This window comes from Rubrimonas cliftonensis (assembly GCF_900107585.1).
In the GTDB taxonomy this organism is placed as follows: domain Bacteria; phylum Pseudomonadota; class Alphaproteobacteria; order Rhodobacterales; family Rhodobacteraceae; genus Rubrimonas; species Rubrimonas cliftonensis.
This window is the reverse complement of sequence record NZ_FNQM01000010.1, coordinates 75,321-99,415: the sequence shown is the minus strand read 5'-3', so window position 1 is coordinate 99,415 and position 24,095 is coordinate 75,321. Positions and strand designations below refer to the sequence as shown.

Sequence of the window (24,095 nt, the reverse complement as noted above, 5' to 3'; positions counted from 1 at the left end):
CCCATCGCCGTCGCCCCCGTCATGGGGCGGGATCCTCGCCGGACATCTCGCGCTCGAACGCCTCCTCCTCGGCCTTCTCGCGGGCGTCGCGCTTGCGCTCGGCCAGCCGCACGAGAATGATGGAGATCTCGTAGAGCAGGTAGATCGGTATGCCGAGGCCGATCTGGCTGATCGGGTCCGGCGGCGTCAGCACCGCAGCCGCCGCAGCGATGCCGACCACGGCGTATTTCCGCCCGTTCGCCAGCCCCTCCGCCGAGACGATGCCCGCCCGGCCCAGCAGCGTCAGCAGCACCGGCAACTGGAAGCAGATGCCGAAGGCCAGGATGAACGTCATCACGAGGCTGAGATACTCGTTCACCTTGCCGAGGAACTCGATCTTCGTCTCGCCTTGGGCGCCCTGCGCCTGGAAGTCGAGGAAGAAGTCGATCGCCATGGGCATGACGAGGAAGTAGACCAGAGCCGCGCCCATCGTGAACAGCACCGGCGTCGCCACGAGGAAGGGCAGGAAGGCGCTGCGCTCGTCGCGGTAGAGCCCGGGCGCGACGAACTTCCAGACCTGCGCCGCGATCATCGGGAAGGACAGGAAGAACCCGCCGAACACCGCGATCTTGAGGTGTACGAAGAACGTCTCGTAGAGCTGCGTGTAGATCAGCCTCGGGTCCTGCCCGCGCGCCATCAGCCGGTCGCGCAGCGGTCCGGTCAGGATGTCGTAGATCTCCTGCGCGAAGAAGAAGCAGACCAGCGCCGCGACGCCGAGCGCGATCAGCGCCCGTATCAGGCGGGTGCGCAGCTCCATCAGATGCTCGATCAGCGGCGCCTTGGAGGCGTCCACCTCGTCCGCGGCGGTCATCGGCGGGAGCTCATCGCTGGCGATCCATTGAGTGGTCAGGCTCCCTCGGTCGGCGCCGGGGCGCCAGGCGCCGAAGCGGTCGGCGCAACAGCGGCGGTCGGAGCGGGTGCGGGTGCGGAAGCCGTCGGCGCCGAGGTCGGCTCAGCCGCGGCGGGCGCCGCAGACCGCGGTGCGGCGTGTTCGACTTTCGGCGACGGAGGAACTGTGGCTCCCGCCGCCGGCTTGCCCGGCTTCTTCAGCGAGTCGTAAGGCATCCGCTTCAGGTCGTTCAGGGATTTGGCGGCCTCGCGCAGATCCTTCATGTCGGAGATGTCGGCCTCGCGCGCCGCATCCTCCATCGAGCGCTGGAAGTCGCGCGCCATGCCGCGCACCTGATTGACGTATTTTCCAAAGCTGCGCAGCAGCTTGGGCAGATCCTTCGGACCCACCACGATCAGCGCGAGCGCGCCGATCACCATCAGCTCGGACCAGCCGATGTCGAGCATGTCTCAGCGCCCCTCCGCCGCCTCGCGCCGGATCTCAGGCGTCCTTCTTCTGTCCGGCGGGCGTGACGTCGATCGGCTCTTCGGCGGCGCGCTCGACCTTCTTGGCGTCGGCGTCTTCTGCGGCGTCGTCGGCCATGCCGCGCTTGAACGCCTTGATGCCCTTCGCCATGTCACCCATCAGCGCGGAGATCTTGCCCCGACCGAAGAGCAGCACGACAAGCAGCACGACGATCAGGATCTGCCAGATGCTCGGGCTCATGTCTCGTCTCTCCCTGCGCGAGCGGGGGGATGGAGACCTCCCCGCGCTTCTCGCCAGCGCGCGATGCGCGCGCAACACAGCCATGACATATGAGAAAGGCGGCTGGCCGGAAAGGGCCTAGCCCGGTCTTTTTCCGCTCCGGTCGCGGTCGTCCTCCCAAGGATTGCCGACCTTGCTCTGGCGTTCGCAGGGAAACACGAAGCAGTGCTCGCGGCGCAGCGACAGCCAGAGCGGCGCGCCGGCCCCCGGCAGGTAGGCGCCCGGCACCGTCGCCTTCAGCAGCGAGCCGTCATGGTCCATCCGCACCTCGATGAGGCTTTCCGAGCCCATGAACCGCGCGCGCGTCACATGGCCGCGCGCGGGCACGCCGGTGCGCATGGTGCTGGGCGGCGGCGCGCCGCGGTCCTCCTCGATCTTGAGGTGCTGGGGACGGATGATGATCTCGACATCCGCGCGGTCCACCATGCCCGGCGTCAGGAACAGCCCGAAGGGCGTGTCGGTCTGCCGCGCGCGCACCTCGCCGTGGATCACGTTGACGTCGCTGAAGAAGGCCGCCGCCTTGCGGTCCACCGGATGATTGTAGACGTGGTAGGGTGCGCCGACCTGCGCGACCGCGCCGCCGCGCATCAGCGCGATGCGGTCGGCCATGCGAAGGGCTTCCTCCGGCTCGTGCGTGACCAGCAGGACGGCTGCGCCCTCCTCCTTCAGCAGCGCCAGCGTCTCGTCGCGGACGCTGTCGCGCAGGCGCTGGTCGAGCCCGGAGAACGGCTCGTCCATCAGCATCACCCTGGGCCGCGGCGCGAGCGCCCGCGCCAGCGCGACGCGCTGCTGCTCGCCGCCGGAAAGCTCGTGCGGGAACTTCGCGCCGTAGCCCGAGAGCCCCACCCGTTCGAGATACTGGCCGACCACCGCGCTCCGCGCGCCGTTGAGCGAGCGCCCGAGGCCGAAGGCGACGTTCTGCGCCACGGTCAGATGCGGAAACAGCGCGAAGTCCTGGAACATGAGGCCGATGCCGCGGGCCTCGGGCGGAGCGTGGCTCGCGTCGCCCGAGACGACGCGCCCATCCACCCGCACCACGCCCGAATCCTGCCGCTCCACGCCCGCCGCGATGCGCAGCAACGTGGACTTGCCGCAGCCCGACGGGCCGAGCAGACACATCACATGGCCTTCGTCGACCTCGAAGGACACGTCGCGCACTGCCGGAGACCCGGCGTAGGTCTTGCTGATGCGCTCCAGACCGAGACGAGGCGTCGGCGTCATGGACAATCCCAAGCGTTTTGCTCGGGGACGATCTAGCAATCCCGGCCGCCGAGAGCAACCGCGCGGCGCGTCGCGCCCGCAACGCCCTGTATGCCGGGGGGAAAGCGTCTCCCTGACCGGAACATGATCTGCAAGGGTTGCGGATAGGAGTTCCGCCTCAAGATCAACAGCGGCGTCGGCGCCGAGCTCGGCCGAATATCCGCGTATCTCAAGGCGCCGCTCGAGCCGAGCTTTCCGAGCGCCACCTGCGCCCATCACGGCCGCGGCGTCCATGCGGAGTATCGCCTCTACACCCCGCACGACCGGCGCGGCGGATCACGACGTCTGCGCTGTCGGGCATGCCGGCAGATTCTCACCGTGACGGAGCGCGCCATCGCGCGTCGGCGCCTCGCACGCCAACCGGACGGTCGTCGCCGAGCGCGTGACCACGAAGCCGATCCGGGGCATCGCGCGGATCACGGGCCTCGATCCCCCAGCGATCCGTGACAAAATCGACTACATCCACAGCCGGCGCCTGGGCTTCGCCGGCGAAAGAGAGCAAGAGTTCAAGAACCTGGCGCCGGCGGACGCGCCGAAAAAACATCCAGTTCACCGCGCTCTGCACTCTATAGGCCGATTAAGGGTAAGTTCTCGCGTAGATGATGAACCACGACCGGACAGTTTTCAGGTTGATGTCGAGGACGAGGCGCGCATCAATGGCGATCTCGAACAGGCGCGGAGATCCCACTTCCGCGCGTCGCCGCAGTATTGGCGCGAGCAAGAGTTCGAGCGCCATCCTTTCTGAAGGCGGCGAGATGGCGCCTGTCCAGTTCCAGAAGAAGATGACCATCCACGAAAAGCGAGAACTTGCCGTCCAGGCGCGATCGCGCTTGACGAAGCTCGCCAAGGCGTTCGGCATCCCGGAGCCCATGCCGCAACCTAGGCCATGGCCTGGCGCTACGCCCAGACGCGCGCGGGAGTGAGCGATCCCGGCGGGCGATGGATCGAGAATCCGCGCAACACGATCAATGAACCTGCCGGCGGATCCTCAACCTGGCCGACCCAAGTCGGAAGTCGCTGGAGGGCGTCGGCTGGATCCAGTCGAGGGCCACGCTCGCGCCATTCGACACCCACTTCATGCGGCTGCGGCGCGAAGTCTGCTATCTCCCCCCCGTGCCGACGCGGACGAACGCGAGCAGGCGCTGGAGCGACTATCGCGCCTGCGACCCGTGGCGCGTCTTCCAGCTCATCGACATCTTCCGCGTCTGCACGACCTTCGTGTGCGCCGCGAGGCGACGGACCCGTTCCGGATGGCGCCGGAGATCGCTCACGCGCCGTCGCCGAGTTCGTCCTCGACCATGCCGATCAGCTCCAGCCGGCCTTGCGACAGGGTTCCGCTGGCTTCCTGCACCGACAGGGCGACCAGCGAGAGCATGCTCAGCGCCGCGGCGCCGGACGCGGCGAATGGCGGGCCGACCGCGTGGCACACCAGCGTCTGCGCCCCGAGCCGCGTGAAGCGCGCCGCGTTGGCGGGATCGGTCAGCGCCACGACCGCGAGCCGCGTCGCGCGCGCCCAGTCCGCGATAGGCTCCGTCCGCCGGGCGGCGTCGCGCAGGGCTACGACGAGCAGCGCGTCGCCAGGGCCGACCATCGCCACCTCCTCGGCCAGCGCGCCGGGCGCGGCGCCGAGCAGCTGCACGCTCGGGCGGACGCGCGACAGCATCACCCGGCCCGCCGCCGCCAGCCCGGCCTCGGCCCCGAGGCCCAGCATCCAGACCGTGTCGGCGTGGGCCAGCGCGTGCGCGGCGCGGCGCAGGCGCTCGGTGGACATCTCCTCGAAGCTGCGGGTGAGGTTGGCGATCTCGATCTGCAGATGCGTCTGGATCGCGGAGGCGCCCTTCGGCGTCGCCGGCGTCGCGCCTACGAAGCGCGAGGGATGGCTGCGGTTACGCTCCTCGCGCGCCTCCATCCGCGCCTCCTCGAAGTCGCGGTAGCCGAGACTGCGGAACAGCCGGGCCGCGGTGGCCTTCGAGACTCCCGCCTGCTTCGCCAGTTCGCTCGCCGAGTACACCAGCGGATCGTCGTGCCGGTCGAGCAGCGACACCGCGAGCGTCCGCTCGGACCGGCTGAGCTGCTCGAGCCGGTTCTGGATCCGCAGCGCCAGCCTCGTCGCCATGCCTCGCCCCGTTTCTGAAACGTCAGTTTCCAGATTGCCGCACACTGAAACGTATGTCACCGTTTCTTCGCGAATCGTGGATGGCGGGGTGAAGCGCGCAATGACCGACACGAAGCTCGTGCGCCGGCGGATCTGGAGCCTGCTGGCCGACGTCGCGAAGCCCGACAGCCGCTTTCATCTGAACTTCGCCGAAGTGATCCCGGGTTTTGCGGGCGACGGGACGGCGGTCGAGCGCCTGCGCGCGCTGCCCGCCTACGCCGCGGCGCGGCATCTGTTCGTCACCCCCGACAACTGCCTCGAAGACCTGCGCCGGCTCGCCCTTGAGGACGGCAAGCGCATGGTCGTCTCGACCTACGGCATCTATCGCGGCTTCGTGTTGCTCGAACCCGAGATGGTGCCGCCCGGGCAGGCCCGTTTCGCAAGCTGGCTCGACGGGCTGGAGCACTTCGGGCGGCCCGTCTCGCTGGGCGAGGTCGCGGCGCTCGGCCGCTTCGACCTGATGGCGACGGGCGCCTCGGCGGTGTCGACGGAGGGCATCCGCTTCGGCAAGGGCCACGGCTTCTTCGACCTTGAGTGGGGCATGTTCACCGACCTCGGGCTGGCCGACGAGCGCACCCCCGTGGTGGCCGTAGCGCACGACGTGCAGGTGGTCGAGGAGACGCTGCACCCCAGCCCGACCGATATCCTGGTCGACTGGATCGCGACGCCGACGCGCATGATCGACGTGGGCCGCCGCGCCCCCCGGCCGCGCGGCGTGAAATGGGAGCTGCTGAGCCCCGAGCAGATCGCGGCAACGCCGCCGCTGCAGTAGCTCAAGGCGCAATACGGCCTGTGACGGGCCCGACAACGGAGAGGTGAGACCGATGACGCTACGCCTGACCCGCCGCGGCTTCGCCGCCGCCGGAGCCTCCCTTCTCGCGCTGGGCGCCGCGCCCCGGCTCGCGCGGGCGGCGACGCCCTTCGCCATGCAGGCGGCCTGGATCAACGACGCCGAGTTCATGGGCTACATGATCGCCGCCGACGAGGGCTACTATGCCGAGGAAGGGCTGGACCTCGAATACCTGTCGGGCGGCCCCGACGTCATCCCGGAAGGCTCGCTCGTCTCGGGCCGCGCCGACGTGGCGCTGACCACGCCGGACACCACGATCTCGGCCATCGTCGCTCAGGGCGCGCCGTTCAGGATCATCGGCGCGCAGTACCAGAAGAACCCCATCGGCGTCGTCAGCCTGAAGGCGAGCGGGATCGCCGCGCCAAAGGATCTGATCGGCAGGACGCTGGCCGTGCCGCCGGTCAACACGATCTCGGTCGAGGCGATGCTGAAGATGAACGACATCGACCCCGGCGACGTGCGCATCGTGCCCTACGCCTACGACCCGACGCCGCTGCTCAAGGGCGAGATCGACGCCTCGATCGATTTCACCACCAACGTGCCCTACTCCATCGCGCAGGCTGGCGGAGACCCCGCGTCCTTCCTGCTGTTCGACTTCGGTTTCACGATCTACAACGACACGGTCGTTGTGACCGAGCAGACGCTCGCCGAGAAGCGAGACCTGCTGGTGAAGTGGCTGCGCGCCAGCCGCCGGGGGTGGGAGACGAACTACGCCGACCCCGAGGGCTGGCCGCGGCGGATCGCCGGGAACTGGTTCGCCGGCACCGGCCGCACGGTCGAGAACGAGGTGTTCTTCAATCTCGCGCAGAAGCCGCTGATGGAGCACCCCGCGGGTTTCCTCGCCATGGACGAGGCCGGGATCGAGGCGAACCTCGCCGCCCTGCGCGCCATCGGGATCGAGGGCGACCGGTCGATGTTCGACACCACGCTGCTGGCGGAGATCTGACGCGGTGGCAGCGCCGCGCGCCCCGGACGTCGCCCCCCCCGGCCCCGGCGCTCCCGGCATCCGCGCTCCCGGCCTCCGCGCCCTCAGCTTCCGCGCCGTCGGCCGCCTCTTCCGCGGCCCCGACGGCGCGCCGTTCCGGGCGCTCGACGACGTGACCCTCGACTGCCCGGCCGGGTCGTTCACGGCGCTGATCGGCCCATCGGGCTGCGGCAAGTCCACCCTGCTGCGCATCGCCACCGGTCTCGACGCGCCTGACGAGGGCGAGGCGACCATCGGCGGCGCGCCCCCGCGCGCGGCGGCGCGAAGGGGCGAGATCGGCGTCGCATTCCAGGACCCGGCCCTCCTGCCTTGGCGCAGCGTGGCCGAGAACATCGCCCTGCCGCTGGACGCCCTCGGCCGTCCGCGCGGCCCGGCGAAGCGGCGCATCGCCGATCTGATCCGGCTTGTCGGCCTCGACGGCTTCGCCGAGGCGCGGCCGGCGCAGCTGTCGGGCGGCATGCGCCAGCGCGTGGCGCTGGCGCGCGCCCTCGTCACGGAGCCGCAGGTGCTGTTTCTCGACGAGCCCTTCGGCGCGCTCGACCAGATCCTGCGCCGCCAGATGAACCTGGAGCTGCAGCGCATCTGGCGCGAGACCGGCGCTACCACGCTGCTGGTCACGCACGCGGTGGACGAGGCGGCGTTCCTCGCCGACCGCGTCGTGGTCATGGCGGCCGGGCCGGGGCGGATCGCAAGCGTCGTCGCCGCGCCGTTCCCGCGCCCGCGCGGCGCGGCGCTGCTGCGCGATCCGGCGTTTCACGCGCTCTGCGACGAGATCGGCGAACGCCTGTTCGGCGCCCGCGCCGCATGAGCCGGACCACGGCGCTCGCCCTGCCGGGGCTGCTGGCGCTGTGGGAGGTCGCGGGACGCCTCGCGCTCGTCGCCGACGGCGCGCTGCCGGCCCCGAGCGCGATTCTCTTCAGGGCCTGGACGGATCGATCCGATCTCGCGGGCCACGCCGCCGCCACGCTGCACGCCTCGGCCGTCGGCTTCGCGGCGGGCGTCGCCGTCGCCGTGCTCGCGGCCGTCGCCTTCGTGCGCTGGCCGCCGCTCGGACGGGCATTCCACGGCGTCAACGTGGCGCTGTTCGCCCTGCCGCCCATCGCGCTCGCCCCGATCCTCGTGATCGCATTCGAGGGGATGACGCCGCGCTACGTGCTCGCGGCGGTGTCGGTCTATTTTCCGACGATGACGGCCATGGCGCTCGGCCTGTCGCTGGCCGACCCACGCGCCGTCGACGTCGTCCGCGCCTATGGCGGCGGCGCGGGCGCGGTGATGCGGCTGGTGCGCCTGCGCGGCGCGGTTCCCGCCCTGATCGGCGGGCTGCAGACGGCCGCGCCGAACGCTGTCCTCGGGGCCATCCTCGCCGAGTTCGGCTCCGGCGCGCGCTGGGGTCTCGGCGGCTATCTGGTCGGCTCGCTGGGCCGGGCGGATCCCGCGCGGCTCTGGGCCATCGGGCTGACCGCCACCGCGATGGCCGGGCTGGCCTACGCCGTTTTCGCCCTGATCGGCCGGCGCGCCGCCGACGGCGCGCGGGCGGTGACGATCGCGCCCCAGCGCCCGCCCGTGGTCGGGCGGATTGGCTGGCCGATGACGCTGGTCGCGCTGATCCTGCCCTTCCTGCTGTGGCAGGCCGCGCTCTGGCTGCTCGGCGCGCCGGCGCTGGTCGCCAAGGGGCCGCTCGACGTGGCCGACTACCTGCTGCTCGGGCCGACGGCGGAGCGCGCGCAGGACCGCCTTCTGACCGCGCTCGCCGAGACGGCGCCGATCACGCTGGCCGGCCTCGCCGCGGGCCTCGCTCTCGCTCTCGGCCTCGCGGCGCTGGGGCAGCTCGCCCCTGCGCTGGCGCGCGCGCTGCTGCCGGTCGCGCTGGTCACGCAGACCATGCCGCTGGTCGCCCTGACGCCGCTTCTGGTGCTGCTGCTGGGCCGGGGCGAGGCGGTGACGCTGGCCGTCACGATGTCGGTCACGTTCTTTCCCGCCTATGTGACGGTGGCGCAGGGCCTCGCCATGACGCCCCGCGCCGCCTTCGATCTCGTCGACGCCTACGGCGCCGGTCGGCTGACCCGGCTGCGGCTGATCGGCCTGCCCGCCGCCGGGCCGCATCTGCTGACCGCGGCGCGCCTCGCCGCGCCGCGGGCGCTGCTGGGCGTCATGATCGCGGAGTGGCTGGCCACGGGGCGCGGGCTCGGCGGCCTGATGAACCAGTCGCGCGGCATGCTCGACTACGGGATGATCTGGAGCGTGGCGCTGGTCTCGATCCTCGTCGCCGTGGCGCTGCATGCCGCCGTCGGCGCGCTGGAGCGGGGCGCTCCGCGATAGTTCGCCCTGAACGGACGCGATCACGCCGCGGCGCGGGCGATGCGCCCGCTTCGCGGCGGAATGAGCATCTTCGGGGCGATGGCGACGACGGTGACGACGGCGCGCCGGAGTTTCTCCAGCGCCGCGCCGCATCGCGCTGATCGGCGCCTACGGGCCGGCGAGTTCGGGTCGACAGGCGGGCGGCGCTTCATGGGACGGTCCGGAACTGCGGGATTCTGACGGGGATTGCGTTAAACCCTCCGGCGCCCGCCACCAAAAGCCGCGCTTTCGCACGCGGTTTCCGACGCGTGGGCGCTGTTCAGGGTTGTCTCGACAGGGGCGCCGCGCCACCGCCGCTCGGCGACGGCCCGCCGCAGGCGGCGCAGATCGCGCGTGATCCGGGGATGAGAGAACGCATGCTCCATCGCCGGACCGCCTGATCAGTAAGCGATGCGCTCGATCTCGGAAAAGTCGAGTTCCGACAAATCGTCGAACACGATCACGCCGGAGGCGTCGTCGCTCAGTTCGATCACGCCGGAACCCTGGCCGGTCACGGAGTGGCCGCTGTCAAGCACTGCGGTCCAGCCGTCGCCTTCGATCCTGTCGGCGCCGATCACGGTCGCCCCGGCGCCCATGCCTTCCAGCGAGATCGTGTCGACCCAGCCGACGCCGCCATGCACGCCGTCACGGCCGTCGCCGGCGCCATAAACGAACAGGTCGTCGCCGTCGCCGCCGCGCAGCGTGTCGTCACCGGCGCCGCCCCTGAGCGTGTCCGCGCCGAGGTCGCCGAGGATGCTGTCGTTGCCGTCGCCGCCGAGAAGCATGTCGTTCCCGTCGCCGCCGTCCAGCGTGTCGTTCCGCGCGCCGCCGTCCAGCGTGTCGTTCCCCTCGCCGCCGGTGAGGTTGTCGCTGCCGTCGTCGCCGGAGAGGCTGTCGTCGCCAAGGCCGCCGGAGATCGTGTCGTCGCCAAGGCCGCCGAGGATGGTGTCGTCGCCGTCCTCGCCCCAGGCGCGGTCGTTCCCCCCGCCGAGGTCGATGAGATCGTGGCCCTCGCCGCCGTAGATCGTGTCGTGGCCCTCGCCCGATACGATCGTGTCGTCGCCCGCGTCGCCCCATGCCTTGTCATTGGCGCCGCCGAGCTCGATCAGGTCGGCGCCGTCCCCGCCATACGCCCAGTTGGAGCCCCCGCCCGCACTGATGATGTCGTCTCCCGCGCCGCCATAGATGGTGTCGTTGCCGTTGGAGGTCGTCACGACGTCGTCGCCGGCGCCGCTGTCGATGCTGTCATGGCCTCCGCCGCCGCTTATCGTGTCGCGCCCGTCGCCGCCGAGGATCGTGTCCTGTGAATTGCCGCCGGTGATGCTGTCGTCGCCGCCGTCGCCCACGAGCCGGTCCGCCCCGCCGCGCCCCTCGATTGTGTCGTCGCCGCCCAGTCCTTCCAGCGTGTCGTTGCCGCCCCCGCCCACGAGGTGCAGCCCCGGGATCACGAGGTCCGCCGCCGCCACGTCGCCGTCGGCGAAGCGGAATATCTCAACGCCGGAGACGGTGTCGGCTCCCTCGTTGGCGGCGCCGTTGGCGCGTTCGTCGGTCACGGTGAAGACGTCGCCGCTCAGCGACTTGGCTGAATAGTCGGCGCGGTTTCCGCTGAACACGGCCACGTCGGCCGACCCGTCGCCGCCATCGATGTCGTCGTCATCGGCGCCGCCCATGAGCGTGTCGCTTCCGACGCCGCCGCGGAGCGTGTCGCGGCCGGCGCCGCCGGTGAGACCGTCCTCGCCGTCGCCGCCGTCAAGGATGTCATCGCCCGCGCCGCCCTCCAGGGTGTCGTCGCCAGCGCCGGCGTCGATCTGGAGTCCCGCCGTCGCGCCAGACCCGTCCACCTGATCGTCGCCGTCCGTCAGCCACAGCCGCTCGATCCCCGTGAAGCTCAGCGTGCTGACGCCGTCGCTGACCGTTCCCGCTTCGCTGTCATTGAAGACGACGCCGACCGACGTGCCCCACAAGTTGGAGAGGTCCAGCAGATCGTCGTCAGTCCCGGTGGTGACGGTCTCGCCGCCGTCGATGGTGGAGTCGCCCATCGCCCACATGACGAAGGTGTCGTTGTCGGCGTCGCCGTGCATGACGTTCGCGCCGCCCCCGGCGTGAAGTTCGTCGGCGCCGTCGCCGCCGGACAAGTAGTTGTCGCCCGTTTCCCCGGACATCGTGTCGTCGCCCGCGCCGCCATAGAGGCTGTCGTCGTCGTCGCCGCCATAAATCTGGTCGTTCCCGCCTTCGCCGTGGAATACGTCGGCGCCGCCGCCGCCGGAGCCCGCATCGTCGTCGATGACGTCGTCGCCGTCGCCGCCATAGATCGTGTCGTCGCCTTCGCGCCCTTCAAGCCAGTCGTCGCCGGCCTCGCCCCGGATCAGGTCGGCGCCCGACCCGCCGAGCACATAGTCGGCGCCGTCACCCGCATTGAGCACATCGTCGCCTGCGCCGCCGGTGAGGCTATCGTCGCCGACGCCGCCCTGCAGCGTGTCGTTCCCCGCGCCGCCGTCGATGGTTCCGCCGGCTGCGTTGGCGGTGATGGCGTCGCCGCCGTCGCCGCCCAGGATCGCGGTCTCGGCGACGCCCGTGTCGGTGAAGCTCGCGCCGCCGTCGGCGAGCTGGATCGTCTCGGCCGCGTCGTTGACGGTGATGGTGATCTGCGTCGGCGCGCTCTCCTCCAGCGCGTCCGAGGCCTTTACGTAAAGGGTGCGGGTGGGGGCGGTCTCGTAGTCGAGGCCGGCGCCGGCCTTGACGCGCAGTTCGGCGCCGACGATCTCGAAATCGCTGTCGACCACCGGGTTTCCGCCTGCGTCGGTGATGACGTAGGCGATCGGGTCGCCGTCGGCGTCGGTGCTGGCCAGCGTGGCCACGAGCGCGCCGGCCGTCGCGTCCTCGGCCACCGTATCGCCGGTCGCGGTCGGCGCGGTCGGCGCGCTGTTGGCCTGCAGCGCGGCCTCGGTCTGCATCTCCGCCGCGGTGTAGGCGACGCCGTCGAACACGAAGGTCTCGACGCCCGTGACGGTGTCGGCGCCTTCGTCGAGGCCGTCGCCCGAGTTCAGGTCGGTGATGGTGAAGGTCTGGGTTCCCGCGTCCCACGCCACCGAGAAGCCGGACAGATCGCCCGCCCAGACCGCGGTGTCGCCGCCGCCGCCGCCGCTCAGCACATCGTCGCCTGCGCCGCCGGTGAGGCTGTCGTCGCCGACGCCGCCCTGCAGCGTGTCGTTCCCCGCGCCGCCGTCGATGGTTCCGCCGGCTGCGTTGGCGGTGATGGCGTCGCCGCCGTCGCCGCCCAGGATCGCGGTCTCGGCGACGCCCGTGTCGGTGAAGCTCGCGCCGCCGTCCGCGAGCTGGATCGTCTCGGCCGCGTCGTTGATTGTGATGGCGATCTGCGTCGGCGCCGAGGTCTCGAAGGCGTCCGAGGCCGTGACGAAGATCTGCCGGCTCGCGGCCGTTTCGAAATCGAGCGCGGCCCCCGGCCGCACGCGGACCTCGGCGCCGACGATCTCGAAGTCGCTGTCGACGACTGGGCTCCCGCCCGCGTCGGTGATGACGTAGGTGATAGGGTCGCCGTCGGCGTCGAGCGCGTCGAGGGTCGCGACGACGACGCCCGCGCCGCTGTTCTCCGCGATCGAGCCGCCCGAGGCGACCGAGGGCGCGCCGGGCGCGCTGTTGGCCTGCCTCGATGCCTCCACGCGCATCTGCTGTTCGGTATAGGCGACGCCGCCGAACTGGAAGATCTCCACGCCCGAGACGGTGTCGGCCCCTTCGTCGAGCCCGTCCGCCGCGTCGCCGTCGGTGATCGTGAAGCGCTGCGCCGCGTCGTCCCAGACTACCGCGAAGTCGGCGAGGTCGCCTTCGTAGACCGCCCTGTCGCTCCCGTCGCCGCCGTCGATAACGTCGTCGCCGGCGTCGCCGCGCAGGGTGTCCGCGCCGCCGCCGCCCTGCAGCGTGTCGTCGCCGTCCTCGCCATGGAGCTGGTCGTCGTCGTCACCGCCGTCGAGCGTGTCGGCGCCGGCGCCGCCCCATATGCGGTCTGCGCCAGCATCGCCTGTCATGCTATCGCCGCCGTCTTCTCCATAGAGTGTGTCGTCGCCCGCCCCGCCGGTCAGCGTGTCGTCGCCTGAACGGCCTTGGAGCAGGTCAGCCCCGCCGCCGCCCGTGAGAATGTCTTCCCCGGAGCGACCCTGCAGCGTGTCGTCGCCCGCCCCGCCATCGATGCTCCCGCCATCATCATGGGCGGTGATCGTGTCATTGCCCGATCCGCCGAGTATCGCGGTCTCCGCGACGCCTGTATCGGTAAAGCTGGCGCCGTCGTTGGCGAGCTGGAGGATTTCCGCCGCGTCAGTCACATCGATCGTGAAGGTCTCGCTGGTGGTCGAGCCGTCAGAGGAGATCGAGGTCACCTCGATGGCGTGGCTCGCCGCCGTCTCGTGGTCCAGCGCGGCGGCGGTGGTGACCACGCCGGTGGCCGCGTCGATCGCGAAGCGGCCGCCGGCGTCGTCGCTCAGCGCGTAGGTGACGGTCGCCGTGCCGTCGGCGTCCGAGGCACGGGCGGTGACGCCCACGACGGCGCCGGCGGCGAGGTTCTCGTCAACGGCGTCCGCCGCGCCGTCCGCGTCGCCGGTCGCGCCGAGAGCGGCTTCGTTGAGGTCGTTGACCGTGATCGTGAAGGTCTCGCTGGTGGTCGTGCCGTCCGACGAGGTCGAGAGGACCTCGATGGCGTGGCTCGCCGCCGTCTCGTGATCGAGCGCGGCGGCGGTGGTGACCACGCCGGTGGCGGCGTCGATCGCGAAGCGGCCGCCGGCGTCGTCGCTCAGCGCGTAGGTGACGGTCGCCGTGCCGTCGGCGTCCGAGGCACGGGCGGTGACGCCCACGACGGCGCCGGCGGCGAGGTTCTCGTCAACGGCGTCCGCCGCGCCGTCCGCGTCGCCGGTCGCGCCGAGGGCGGCCTCGTCGAGGTCGTTGACCGTGATCGTGAAGGTCCGGCTGCTGGTCGTGCCGTCCGACGAGGTCGAGAGGACCTCGATGGCGTGGCTCGCCGCCGTCTCGTGATCGAGCGCGGCGGCGGTGGTGACCACGCCGGTGGCGGCGTCGATCGCGAAGCGGCCGCCGGCGTCGTCGCTCAGCGCGTAGGTGACGGTCGCCGTGCCGTCGGCGTCCGAGGCACGGGCGGTGACGCCCACGACGGCGCCGGCGGCGAGGTTCTCGTCAACGGCGTCCGCCGCGCCGTCCGCGTCGCCGGTCGCGCCGAGGGCCGCCTCGTCGACGTCGGTCACCGCTATGGTGATCGCAGTCGGGGCCGAGGTCTCGAAGGCGTCGGAGGCGGTCACATTAAGGGTTCGGGTCGGCGAGGTTTCATGATCGAGGACTGCGCCGGCCCTGAGCCGGATCTCGGCGCCGACGATCTCGAAATCGCTGTCGACGACCGGGTTCCCGCTCGCGTCGGTGAGGGTGTAGGTGAGGGCGTCGCCTTCGGCGTCATTGGCCGAAAGCGTCGCGGCCACGTCCCCCGCGGCGGCGTCCTCGGCCAGGGTTAGCCCCGCGGCGGTCGGCGCCTCTGGCGCTGCGTTGGCCTGCCGGGCGGCCTCGACCCGCATTTCCGCCGCGCTGAGTTCGACGCCGTCGAAGCTGAAGGTCTCGACGCCGTCGACCCTGTCGGTCCCTTCGTCAAGCCCATCCGAGGCGTTCCCGTCGGTGATCGTGAAGCCGCCGTCGACCGCGTCATGGGACACCGCGAAGTCGGCGAGCGCGCCCCTCCAGATCGCCGTGTCCACGCCGTCGCCGCCCGAAATGGCGTCAGACCCGGCGCCGCCGGCGAGCGCATCGTTCCCGGCGCCGCCGAGCAGCCGGTCGGCCCCTGCGCCGCCGTCGACGGTTCCGCCTTCCGCATGGGCGGCGATCGTGTCATTTCCGGTCCCGCCGATGATGGCGGTCTCGGCCACGCCCCCGTCCACGAAGGCCACGCCGCCGTCGCCCAGCCTGATCGTCTCGGCGACGTCCGACACGGCGATGTCGAGGGCGCGGTCGATCGATGCGCCGCCCGCCCCGTTCGCACGGACCACGACGGTGTGCCGCGTCGCCGTCTCGTAGTCGAGCCCGCCCCCCGGCGCGACGGTGATTTCCCCGGTGTCCGGATCGATGGCGAAGCGGCCGCCCGCGTCGTCGAGCAGCGCGAAGGTCAGGCCGTCCCCGGTGAACGCGTCGATGGCGCCGCCCGTGACGCTGACGGCGCCGGTCGGCGCATCCGGCCCCGCGGCCGGATCGGTCTCGGAGATGAGGAACGTGGGCCGCTCGCCGGTCCGGGGCTCGGCCGGAGGCGGCTTCGCCGCGGGAGGCGCCGGCGATTGCGGTTCGGGAGCGACGGTCGGCGCGGCGTCGTCCCGAGCAGGCTCATTGCGCTGGACGCCCGCGTTCGGGTCATCGACAGGAGCAGGGTCTTCGCGCCCGCCGGCGAAGTCGTTCCGCGTGTCGGCCCGGTCGTCCAGTCGCGCCGTCGGCCCCGGAAAGGATGTCGGCGCGCCCACAGCGGGTCGATCGGACGGGTCGTCCCCGGCCGACGGCGTTTCCGCGTCGGACGGCGCAGGATCATCGGCGGCGACGGGCGACGACGGCCGCCAGGGCGCGGCTGCGGCTTCGAAAGCCGGCGCGGCGTCGTCGCCGGCGGGCCCGATCGGCGCTGCTTCGACCGGAGAGGTCGGCTCCGGGAAGACGAGGCCGCTCGGGCCTCCGGGGAATGCTGCGCCTTCCGGCGTTGGAAGCAGGTGCTCGCGCAGCGCGTCCGCGTCGGCCGCCGCGTCATGGGAAGCTCGCGCGCGGGCCGTTTCGGCGGCGGCCGCCGACACTGCGTCGCGCCCGTTCGCGGTTGCGAGAGAGCCGCCATCGGCCTCGCCGGTCGCGGCGTGAACATCGCCATCCCCGTGCTCAAGGCCGAAGAACGAGGCCGCGGTGATCACGCGCAGCGATGCGCCGTCACCGGGATCTTCACGCTGGAGCCTCGGCTCGCGAGACGCCTCGCCCGGCCGTTCCTCCGCACCCGAGACATGGGCCGACGCATCCTCGCCGCGAGGAAACTCCTGCATCTCGACCCCAACTTCACACGCAGCGAGAACACTGTTCGCAACACCGGCGGCGCTGACCTCCGCCTTCGGCATCTTCCGTATGAGAAGTTACCGCCGCGTTAGCAGGGCCGCGCGCCCTCAGCCCTCGGTCAGCGCCCTGTCGGCCATCACACGCAGGGGTCTGAGCAGGGTCTCGAGAACGGTGCTTTCCCTGCCCCGCAACGACGCCGTGACGGTCATGCCCGGCGAGAGGCGGCGTCCGTCCTGCTCCGAGCCGACGAAGGGCGCGTCCAGCCTCAAGCGGAGGCGGTAGCGCAGCGCACCTTTCGCGTCCGCGATGCTGGACGGCGAAATGGTCTCGACCGTTCCCGCGACGTCGCCGTAGCGCAGGTAGTCGAAGGTCAGCGCCTTGACGGAGGCCGCCATGCCGACCGACACCTTGCCGATCTGCTCGGCGGGCAGCATGACTTCGACAAAGAGCGCCGCCCCCTTCGGCACGATCTCCGCGACGAGCGCGCCCGCCGGCAGAACCTCGCCGGGGCTGGCCGCCGCCAGCGACTGCACGACGCCGTCGACGGGCGCGACGAGCACCCCTCGCGCCAGCGCATCCTCCAGCCGCGAAAGCTCCTCGTCGGCCTGGGCGCGCGCGCCCTCCAGTTCGGCGACGCGCAGCAGCGCCTCCTTGCCGGCGCCGGCGAGGAACTCGGCCTCGTTCTCCTCCGCCATCCGCGTCCGCAGCGCGGCCGAGCGCGCGTCGGCGTCCAGCTGGGCGATCTCGCTCTCCAGCCGGATCTTCTGCAGCGCCACGTTGTCGCGCGCCACGCCGCTGACGGCCCCGCTGCCCCGATAGGCCTCGTCGAACTGGCGAAAGCGCGCGTCGATGATCTCGAGCTCGACGGTCAGCGTCCGGCGCTTCGACGAAAGCGCTGCTTCCTCCGCCCTGCGCAGCTCCAGCTCGGTGCGGAGAACGGCCAGTCGCGCGGCGCGGTGCGCCTCCGCCATGGCGGCCGCCGAGCTCTGGCTGCGGGCGATCGCGGAGCCGGTCGCGGCCGGCGCCGGCGCAAGCAGGCCGTCGCCGGCCGCGAAGGCGATCTGGCGCTCGATCTCGCGCGCCAGCCACTCGCGGCGGGCGAGCACACGGCGCCGCTCGGCCTGCAGCGCGGCCTGGTCGAGCAGCACCAGCGCCTCGCCCGCCCTCACGACGTCGCCCTCGCGAACCGCGACAGAGCCCACGATGCCGCCTTCGAGGTGCTCGACGCGCCTCACGAAACCATCCGGCAGCACCACCCCCTGGCTGTCGATCGCCTCCCTGACCGGCGTCACGGCCGCCCACGCCATGAAGGCCGCCACGCCCAGAAAGGCCAGCCGCAGCGTCGCGCGGGCGAAGCCCCCGGCGTCGCGATCCTCGAGAAACGGGCTCTCGGCTAAAGTCTCCGGCGCGGCAAGCCGGGCCTGTTCATGCCGCGTCGACGCCGCCATGGCTCAATCGCTCCCGGTTGTGGCGCAGGACTGCCGGGCAGTCGGCGCCGGCGGGTGGGAAAGGCCCGTCGACCGCGCCCCCGCAGGAGGCGCGCAACGCGCCAGGCGCCCGTCATCCAGCGCGATCTGCACGTCCGCAAGCCGCAGTTGGCTCGGACGGTGGGTCACCACCACGATGGTCGTCTCGCCCCTGCGGGCGGCGAGCGCGTCGAGAAGGGCGCGCTCGAGGGCCGCATCGAGCGCCGTGGCCGGCTGGTCGAGCAACAGCAGCCTCGGCCTGGCGAGCAGCGCCCGCGCGATGCCGAGGGTCTGCTGGAACCCGGCCGGCAGCGTCGCCTGAACCGCGTGGTCGAGGCGCGTGTCCAGCCCGTCCGGCATGGCCGCGAGCCAGGGGCCCGCGCCGAGTTCCTCGCAGAGTTCGAGAAGCCGCCCGCGGTGGGCGGTCGGGTCGCCGAGCCGCAGGTTCTGCGCAATCGAGCCGTGGAACAGCGGCGGGTCGTCCGGCGCGAAGCCGACGATCGCCCGCACCTCGCCCGGCGCCATTTGCCGCAGGTTCACGTCGTCGATGAACACCGAGCCGCTCTGGGGCGCGTGCAGGCCAGCCATCACCTTGAGCAGCGTGCTCTTGCCGGCGCCGGCCGGACCCGTCACCGCGGCCCAGACGCCCGCCCCCAGCGACAGCTCGATCCCCGCCAGCGCGGCGTCCGCCTGACCGGGGTGACGGTAGGAGAGCCGCTCCAGCCTGACCGCGCCGCGGAAGGACCGCCGCACCGGAGGGGCGGGCTGCTCGACGGCGTCGGGCATCGCCAGCAGCCTGTCGACCTGGGCGTAGGTCGCGCCGAGATCCTGCGCGCTCCAGAGCGCCGCAAACGCCTGCTGCAGCGGCGCCGTGGCCCGGTTGACGAGAATCGTCGCGCCGACCAGCGCGCCCATCGTCAGGTCGCCCGCCATCACGAGCGCCGCGCCGATGATCGCGACCGAGGCTGTAGCCGCCGGGCCTGTCGCGTTCGCCACGAGAAAGGCCATGCGGCGGCGCGTGGCGGCGCGGCGCCGGCATCGCGCCGCCTCGGCGGCGGCCTGTCTCAGCCGCTCCGTCCAAACGGTCCGCAGACCATAGGCGCGCAGCGCCATGGCGTTGGTCGACGCCTCGACCATCAGGGTCTGGAACCGCCGCCGCGCAGCCGCGTGACGCGCCTCGCGCACCCGTTGCCCGGGCAGCGCGAGCATCGCGAGCAACCCCAGCAGGAGGCCGACGACGATGGGGATCAGAAACAGCGGTCCCGCCATCAGGAACAGCGCCAGCGTGATCGCGAAGATGAAGGGCGTCTCGACCGCGACGGCCGCGATGGGGCCGGAGAGCATGGCCTGGAACGACTCGAACTGGCGGATGCGGTCGAGTTGCGCGCTGACCGGCGCGCCGGTCAGACGCTCCAGCGGCAGCCGCAGGAGCTTGGCGAAGATCGCGGAGCCCACCCGCGTCAGGAGGCGGGCCGAGACGTTGGCGCTGATCCGGGCCTTGATCGCGCGCAGGCCGAGATCGAGCGCCAGCGCGCAGGCGGCGATCACCCCGATGGCGGCAAGGGTGTCGTAGCCGTTCGACGGGATGACATGGTCGTAGATCGCCCGCACGGCGAGCGAACCACCCAGAACGAGCACCGTGCTCAGCGTCGTGATGGCGAACAGCACGGCGAGATCGCGCCGGTGGGCGCCGAGGAACCGGCCGAGCCGTCGCCCGCCTTCCGCCGCCGCTCCGGGTTCGGCGGGCCGGAAGGAGATCACCGTGACGCGCGTCGCGAAGAGCAGCCGGCTTTCCCGGCCGGTCGCGGGATCGATGGCGCGCAGCCGGCCCGTGGCGTCGGTGAGCAGGATGTGCGGGGATCCGCTTCCGCCCCAGGCGAGGGCGGGTCGCTGCGCGCTCTGAGCATCGCGCCAGATCATCCGGCGCGGCGCGCCGACGAAGCCCAGTCGCAGAAGGGTCTCGCGGATCTCCCTGACGCCGAACCGGGGCGGGAAATGCGGCAGCGCGGCGGCGAAGGCGCGTCCGTCGGGCCGCCAGCCAAGCGCGTGAAGCAGCAGGACCAGCGCGGCCGGTCCGGGGCCGTCCAGCGGCCTGCCGCCATAGCGGCCGTCCCGCATCCCCTCCAGCAGGTCGTCCATCGCCCAGCCGGGATCGGCGTCATCCTCGGGCGGGGGGCCCGGGTCGTACCGGCGGGCCTGCTCCCGCGGCGCCAGGCCCGCCATCGGCGCGGGTTCGGCCCTGTTCCCGATGGCGGTCATTGCGCCATTCCGGCGCGTTCGCCCGCTGGATGTCCGGCGGGCGCGGCCGGCGCCCATTCGACAAGGCGGCCATCCATGATCGTCAGCCGCCGATCGGCGAGCGCGACGTAGGCGGGGCTGTCCGTCACGAGCACCATCGCGACACGCCCCTTGCGGCGCGAGAGGCAGGCGAGCAGCCGCTGGTCGCCCTCATGGTCGAGCATGCCGTTGGTTTCGTCGAAAAGGATCAGCTCCGGCGTTCCCGCCAGCGCGCCCACGAGCGGCACCCGCTGTTCGACCGAGCGCGGCAGGCCATGGCTCGAACCGCCGTCGCACTGCAGCGAAAGCCCGACGGGATGGCGGGCGAAGTAGCGGTCGAGCCCCAGTTCCCGCGCCAGCGCCATCGCCTCATGGGCGTGGCGCTCGGGCTGGAAGCGCGTCATGTTCTCCATGACCGTGCCGGCGATCAGCTGCGGGCGCGCCGGCAGATGGGCCATGCGCGCGCCCAGCGCCTCCACGTCCCATTCGCTGATCGGGACGTCGTTGAACAGCAGCCGGCCCGCCGACGGCGTCGCCCACCCCATGAGCAGGTTAAGCAGAAGCGATCTGCCCGAGCCGCTCCTGCCGCCGATGACGACGCATTCGCCGGCCCGCACGGTGAGCTCGAGCCCCTCGAACACGGTCGCGCCGCCGGCGTTCCTCACGGTCACGTTCTCGAGCCGGACGGCGCGCAGCGGCTCCGGCTGGCGGCGCCTGGGCCGCGGCGCCACGCCGGCCGCGAGCCTGGCGAGGTCCGCTTCGCGCCGTCGCGCGCCCGCTGCGGCGCTGAGCGCGCCGTCGAGCTTCATCAGGGGCTGCATGATGCGCCCCGAGAGGATGATCGCCGCCGCGAGGCCGCCCACGGTCAAGTCGCCTCGCAACACCTCGAAGGCGCCGCCAGCGGCGACGGCGACGGGCGTCGCATGGGCGACCGCCGCCGCCGCACCCTGCGCCAGCTGCGCCCGCGAGGTCGACTCCGAGGCGGCGGCGGCGTTGGACTGCAGCAGCCGCTCATATCGGCGCGTCATCGCGGCCTCCGCCCCAAGCGCCTTGATCGACACGATGTTGCGGAGGGTCTCCACGATGAAGGAGAAGCGTCGCGCCAGCCGCGCGTCCGCCTCGCGCTGAACGCCGTCGAGCCCGATCCGCCGCCAGCGGCTGCACGCCAGCCCGATACATCCCATCACCGCCGCGACAAGCGCCACGATGGGCGAGAGAAGCACGAGGAAGCCGAAGAACAGCATGAGGAACGGAGTGTCGAGCAGCGCCAGCGCCGGCTCGCCGTAGCGCAACTCCCGCAGCCTCGCGACGGCGTCCAGGCGTTCCAGATGGACGCCGGTCTCCTCCCGCGCCGCGCCGCCGCCTTCGGCTTCGAAAAGATGGCGCACGACCGCGTCGGAAGCCTGCCGCTCGAAGCGTTCGCCATGCTCGCCGAGCAGGGTCGCCAGCGCCATGCGGCAGACAAGCTCCAGCGCCAGCGCCGCCGCCAGCCCGAGCGCCAGCATCTGGAGCGTGCTCACCCCGCTCGCGCCGAGCACGCGGTCAAACACCTGCAGCGTCACCAGCGGCAACGCCAGCGCAAGCAGGTTCGCCGTCAGGGCGCCGAGCACCACATGCGGGTCCGCTAGAGCCTTTGGCGCACGATACATAAGGCGGTTCCACAATCTGGCGCCCATGCGCAATCGCTGCGCAAGTTCTGCCCAAGAATTGAATTTGAGGTTAATGCGGCGATGCGTATCCAGCGGGCCCTTGCATCGACCGGTCGCGGGCAGGCAACTTCACTGCCTATTCAAGCGAGTGATCCGACGACTGATACTTCTCGGGAAAAGTGGACGGGGTCAGGGCGCAATGCGCTCCATGTCAGCCGGTGAACGGTAGCTTATCCCGGAATGCAGGCGGCGTGAATTGTAGAAGCCTTCGATGTAGGCGAACAGGTCGCGGCGGGCCTCCGCTCGGGGTGCATAGACCCGATGGTGGATGCGCTCGACCTTGAGCGTATGGAAGAAGCTCTCCATAGGCGCATTGTCGAGGCATTTCCCTTTTTTGCCCATCGACGGCGTGATGCGTGCGGCGGCAAGGGCGTTTCTGTAGTCGTAAGCCGCGTTTTGCACCCCGCGGTCGCTATGATGGATGAGTCCGGGCGCTGGTCTTTGGCGTTCGATCGCCATCGCCAGAGCCTCGAGCGCAGTATCGGCGTGGAGGGTGTCGCGCACGGCCCCCTTGCAGAGTGGTCCGGGCTCACGATCTTGCGGGTGAACATGTCGATCAGCGCCGCCAGAAACAGCCAGCCTTCGCCGGTCCTGATGTAGGTCAGGTCCGCGAGCCAGACCTGGTTCGGCGCCATGGCCGTGAAGTTGCGCCGCAGCCTGTTTGGTGCGATCGGATGATTGTGCCGACTGTCGGTGGTGCGCACCCGCGGCGGGATCGCGGCCAGCCCTCGGAGCCCCGCGCCCCGCATTGGTCGGGCGATCCGGTGGCGGCCGACGCGCCGGCCGTGAGACCGCAGAACCGCATGAACACGCTGCGCGCCATAGGCGCCGCCACTCTCGGCGTGGATCGCCCGAATGGCGCCGAGAAGGGCGCGGTTCGCCTTCGCGCATGGCCTCTCCCCGCGCGTTCGCCACGCATGGTAGCCGCTGGCCGAGACGCCCGGAACTCTGCACATCACCCGAACCGGCCAGACGCCGCGATGCGCATCGACGAACCGGTACGTCACCGGCTGGCCGTCCCGAAGATGAGCGCCGCATTTTCAAGTATGTCGCGCTCCATCTGCGCGCGCTGCGGGTCGCGCTTCAGGCGGGCGCTCTCCGCGGCGAGGTCCGCCGGGGACGGACCCTGCGCCTGCGTGACGGAGCGCCGCGCCGGGCCCGTCCCCGGCTCTGCACACCGCGCCATCCATCGGCGCAGAACCGTCTCGTGAACGTCGAGTTCCTCCGCCACGCGGCAGATCGGCAACCCGCTCGTCCTCACGCGCTCGACCGCCTCGCGCTTTAACGACTCCGGAAGATGTCGGCGCTTCCTGCGCCCCATCGGACACTCCTCTCCTCGCTTGAAAGCCATAGCATGGCTGTCCACCAACCTGGGGCAGGATCAGCCGCGCGGCGCCCCATTGCGGCCAACCCGAGCAGGGTTTATTCGAGGTGGGCGACGCGGCGCTCGACCTCGTGACCTTCTACAGCGCTAATCTGGCCGTTCCGGCGCGGCGCGACGTGACCGAACCGCCGGTCCTGCGCGGCGAGGCGCTGTTCCACGAGGCCGGCTGCGCCGCCTGCCGCCGGCCCAGCTTCGTCACGCACAGGCTGGCGGGGCGCGACAAGCACAGCTCTCAACTGATCAGGCCAACTACCGACCTGCTGCGGCACGACATGGGCGAGGGGCTGGCTGACGGGCGTCGCGACGGGGCGCGAATGGCGCACGCCGCCGCTCTGGGGCGTGGGGCTGGCCCGGACGGTGTCGCCCGAGGCGGGTTTCCTCCACGCGGGCAGGGCGCGGACCCTGATGAGGCCGTACTCTGGCATGGCGGCGAGGCGCAGCCCGCGCGCAACGCCGTCGCCGCCACGGCGAAGCCCGACCGGGACGCCCTGATCCGCTTTCTGGAGTCGCTCTGACCTGCGCCTGATCCTCGCCGCCCTGCGTGCGCCGACGCTGGCGCAGTCCGCCGCGGCCCGGACCGTCCTCGTCGCGCCGCGTCTCCCGACTTGCCCGCAGGCGATCTGGAGGCAGCTTCGCCGGGCGATGCGCCCGAGCCGCGCGATCCGGCGACGCGGGCGCGGGCGGCGGTCGAGGCGCACGCCCTGTCCCGCTTCGCCAGCCTCGCCGCGGCGACCGTTGAGCTGGCCAGGACGGCGCGGGCGCTGTGGGGCGGCGCCGCCTTCTACGCGTGGATGGGCGTCGATCGCGGCGCGGGGGCTGACGGCGCTCGACTGGCTGCTGGTCGACGCCGACGCGCCGGCCCAGGAAGGCTATCCCGGCCGGCTCGCCGCCGCCGTCGCCGCCAACCTCGCCGCCACGGCACCTGCGGTCGACGCCGACTGGCGCGGCGGCTAGGCGCGCGC

The 24,095-nt window shown here is 71.7% G+C and carries 16 protein-coding genes and 1 pseudogene; 7 read left to right on the top strand and 10 right to left on the bottom strand.

From position 1 onward, the window contains the following. Positions 1–19: 19 nt before the first annotated feature. The 4 genes from tatC to BLW43_RS14920 form a co-directional block, all read right to left on the bottom strand. Positions 20–850, bottom strand: coding sequence for a twin-arginine translocase subunit TatC (tatC, locus tag BLW43_RS14935; protein WP_093254654.1), 831 nt, complete (start codon positions 848–850; stop codon positions 20–22). 35 nt (positions 851–885) lie between these two features. Next, on the bottom strand, positions 886–1,335 hold the full coding sequence (tatB, locus tag BLW43_RS14930; RefSeq protein ID WP_093254653.1) for a Sec-independent protein translocase protein TatB: 450 nt from the start codon (positions 1,333–1,335) through the stop codon (positions 886–888). Positions 1,336–1,369: 34 nt separating this feature from the next. After that, complete coding sequence (locus BLW43_RS14925; protein ID WP_093254651.1) at positions 1,370–1,594, bottom strand: twin-arginine translocase TatA/TatE family subunit; 225 nt, start codon at positions 1,592–1,594, stop codon at positions 1,370–1,372. 117 nt (positions 1,595–1,711) lie between these two features. Further along, on the bottom strand, positions 1,712–2,854 hold the full coding sequence (locus BLW43_RS14920; protein ID WP_093254649.1) for an ABC transporter ATP-binding protein: 1,143 nt from the start codon (positions 2,852–2,854) through the stop codon (positions 1,712–1,714). A gap of 421 nt (positions 2,855–3,275) precedes the next feature. Between BLW43_RS14920 and BLW43_RS22965 the strand changes: the two genes are divergently transcribed. Beyond that, the gene (locus BLW43_RS22965) at positions 3,276–3,638 is read left to right on the top strand and encodes a hypothetical protein (RefSeq protein WP_139284078.1); all 363 of its coding nucleotides are present in this window, start codon (positions 3,276–3,278) and stop codon (positions 3,636–3,638) included. 522 nt (positions 3,639–4,160) lie between these two features. Here BLW43_RS22965 and BLW43_RS14910 read toward each other — a convergent pair. After that, entirely contained in the window at positions 4,161–5,009 is an 849-nt protein-coding gene (locus BLW43_RS14910) for a MurR/RpiR family transcriptional regulator (RefSeq protein WP_093254646.1), read from the bottom strand. A gap of 100 nt (positions 5,010–5,109) precedes the next feature. Here BLW43_RS14910 and BLW43_RS14905 point away from each other — a divergent pair, with 100 nt between their 5' ends. From BLW43_RS14905 to BLW43_RS14890, 4 genes are read left to right on the top strand one after another with little or no spacing between them, the layout of a single operon-like run. Beyond that, positions 5,110–5,820, top strand: coding sequence for a 5-formyltetrahydrofolate cyclo-ligase (locus BLW43_RS14905; protein WP_093254645.1), 711 nt, complete (start codon positions 5,110–5,112; stop codon positions 5,818–5,820). A 52-nt stretch (positions 5,821–5,872) separates the two neighbouring features. After that, positions 5,873–6,844: an ABC transporter substrate-binding protein gene (locus BLW43_RS14900; protein WP_093254643.1), complete on the top strand. Its 972-nt coding sequence runs from the start codon at positions 5,873–5,875 to the stop codon at positions 6,842–6,844. A 4-nt stretch (positions 6,845–6,848) separates the two neighbouring features. After that, positions 6,849–7,691, top strand: a complete 843-nt coding sequence (locus tag BLW43_RS14895; RefSeq protein ID WP_245731064.1) for an ABC transporter ATP-binding protein — start codon at positions 6,849–6,851, stop codon at positions 7,689–7,691. After that, entirely contained in the window at positions 7,688–9,202 is a 1,515-nt protein-coding gene (locus BLW43_RS14890) for an ABC transporter permease (RefSeq protein WP_093254642.1), read from the top strand. The genes BLW43_RS14895 and BLW43_RS14890 overlap by 4 nt, the downstream gene beginning before the upstream one ends. A gap of 419 nt (positions 9,203–9,621) precedes the next feature. Here the strand turns inward: BLW43_RS14890 and BLW43_RS24390 are convergent, their stop codons facing one another. The 5 genes and pseudogenes from BLW43_RS24390 to BLW43_RS14865 all read right to left on the bottom strand — a co-directional run bounded on the left by BLW43_RS24390 (position 9,622) and on the right by BLW43_RS14865 (position 23,070). Next, positions 9,622–16,287 (bottom strand): cadherin domain-containing protein, encoded by a 6,666-nt coding sequence (locus tag BLW43_RS24390; protein WP_139284077.1) that lies wholly within the window; start codon positions 16,285–16,287, stop codon positions 9,622–9,624. Positions 16,288–16,404: 117 nt separating this feature from the next. Continuing rightward, positions 16,405–17,745: an HlyD family type I secretion periplasmic adaptor subunit gene (locus tag BLW43_RS14880; protein ID WP_093254640.1), complete on the bottom strand. Its 1,341-nt coding sequence runs from the start codon at positions 17,743–17,745 to the stop codon at positions 16,405–16,407. A 3-nt stretch (positions 17,746–17,748) separates the two neighbouring features. Then, positions 17,749–20,022 carry a peptidase domain-containing ABC transporter gene (locus tag BLW43_RS14875; protein WP_175478933.1) on the bottom strand — a complete coding sequence of 758 codons (2,274 nt, stop codon included), beginning with the start codon at positions 20,020–20,022 and terminating at the stop codon, positions 17,749–17,751. Next, positions 20,019–21,650 (bottom strand): ABC transporter transmembrane domain-containing protein, encoded by a 1,632-nt coding sequence (locus BLW43_RS14870; protein ID WP_175478932.1) that lies wholly within the window; start codon positions 21,648–21,650, stop codon positions 20,019–20,021. Before BLW43_RS14870 ends, BLW43_RS14875 begins: the two co-directional genes overlap by 4 nt. A 228-nt stretch (positions 21,651–21,878) precedes the next feature. Beyond that, positions 21,879–23,070 (bottom strand): annotated as a pseudogene (locus tag BLW43_RS14865) (IS3 family transposase). A 59-nt stretch (positions 23,071–23,129) separates the two neighbouring features. Here BLW43_RS14865 and BLW43_RS14860 point away from each other — a divergent pair. Further along, positions 23,130–23,648, top strand: coding sequence for a di-heme oxidoredictase family protein (locus BLW43_RS14860; protein ID WP_281243540.1), 519 nt, complete (start codon positions 23,130–23,132; stop codon positions 23,646–23,648). Between the two features lie 220 nt (positions 23,649–23,868). Continuing rightward, the gene (locus BLW43_RS14855; RefSeq protein ID WP_093254635.1) at positions 23,869–24,087 is read left to right on the top strand and encodes a hypothetical protein; all 219 of its coding nucleotides are present in this window, start codon (positions 23,869–23,871) and stop codon (positions 24,085–24,087) included. The last annotated feature ends 8 nt before the right edge of the window (positions 24,088–24,095 follow it).